We start from the raw sequence: 1,349 nt of genomic DNA, 5'->3' as shown, positions 1-1,349 counted from the left end.
TGACACCACAGTCACTTGTTACACATTGACTGAATACTTGAGATCACGCACCTCATCTCCAGTCATGCCGCGAAAGCCCCAACAGTGTGGCGGTTGCTCCTTGATCGTGACTTCAACATCTACGGGTGATATGCCAATCACGGACTCAATCTTTTTGAAGAGCTCCTTGATCAGGGTCTTTTGGGTCTCGGGAGTTCGCCCCTGCATCATATTGATCTCGATGACCGTATAGGCGGATGTTCTGCCACCAGGGTAATAAAAATCCTCGGCTTCCATAGGGATAAAACGATGAGCCCGTTTGTCTTCTGGCATCCCCAGTACGGACTGCATACATCCATGAATGACCTCAGAGAGCTGAGCCTTGATCGGGTTAAGGTGTTCTTTAATTCCATAGATGACTATCACGATGCCTCCTGCAATGTGTAACGCGAAGATAAGCGGCGGCCCGACAGGGACGTCCGGTGGAGGCCAACGGCCGGAACGAACTTAATCGACTTGTTAAAACCTGCCATCAGGAACCACCGGCTTAGCCAGCCGCACCGCAACGTTACTGTGTTGCGATCCACCAGTTTGGGTCTCATGCTGTGAGCCGAAAAGATTGACCCACTGACCCTGAACCAACAGCAACTCGCCGTTGCCAGCACTGTTCCCATTACTCGTAGTGTGATTGCCCGCATAGTTGAATTGAAATTGGTCGGGCGAGCCTGCAACTGGCTTGAGTTCGTAACCTATGGCCAACTCGCTTGAAGAAGCAAAGCCATTATCCTTGCTCGACACACTAACCTTTAAGAGACTGGACTCCCTGAGAAAACTTGGCAGCAGGTCGGAGGGTGCGCCATCGGTTTTGGTGGCCAGGCACTCACAGTACCGAACCTCCAATACCAGCGGTTTATTAGCGAGATAGTCCTCAGGAGCCGAGTTTTCGGAAAGGGCAATACTGGGGATCAAAGATAGAAAAAGCAGAGTAATTTGCGATGCGATCCGTTGCATGTGACCTCCTGTGTTTTCGTTTTAACAGCTTATTAGCGTGAATTCTCATTAAACCGCAACGAAACCACCCCGTCAAAAACCACTTCACACACCGAATACTCATTTTTTTCAGAGTCTTATTGGCCTGCTTCGGGCCATTGTCGGGCCTTTAGATTTGTGAAAAGCGTGCACGCGGTTTATCCGTGCGCGGTTTTGCACGTTAAAACCAAAGCATTAAAAAATTACCGTTTTAAATCAGACTTCTACAGAGGCGCCTTGTGAAAAACGTGCACAGCCACGCACGTTAAACCGCAGAAAATTTGGCGTTTTTGCGGCCTTTTTATTATAACTGTACATCCATGGCTCTTCACTTATCCGTG

Annotated in this window: 2 protein-coding genes; both read right to left on the bottom strand. The window is 49.1% G+C overall.

Features of this window, described 5'->3' with window-relative positions:
* Positions 1-18: 18 nt before the first annotated feature.
* Positions 19-405: a tautomerase family protein gene (locus tag Q668_RS00535; protein WP_022987624.1), complete on the bottom strand. Its 387-nt coding sequence runs from the start codon at positions 403-405 to the stop codon at positions 19-21.
* 93 nt (positions 406-498) lie between these two features.
* Positions 499-990 carry a hypothetical protein gene (locus Q668_RS00530; RefSeq protein WP_022987623.1) on the bottom strand — a complete coding sequence of 164 codons (492 nt, stop codon included), beginning with the start codon at positions 988-990 and terminating at the stop codon, positions 499-501.
* Between the last annotated feature and the right edge of the window lie 359 nt (positions 991-1,349).

The sequence above is a fragment of the Marinobacter sp. ES-1 genome, assembly GCF_000475255.1.
Lineage (GTDB): Bacteria > Pseudomonadota > Gammaproteobacteria > Pseudomonadales > Oleiphilaceae > Marinobacter > Marinobacter vinifirmus.
Note: the sequence above shows the minus strand (reverse complement) of the source record. Positions and strands in the feature narration are given on the sequence as shown.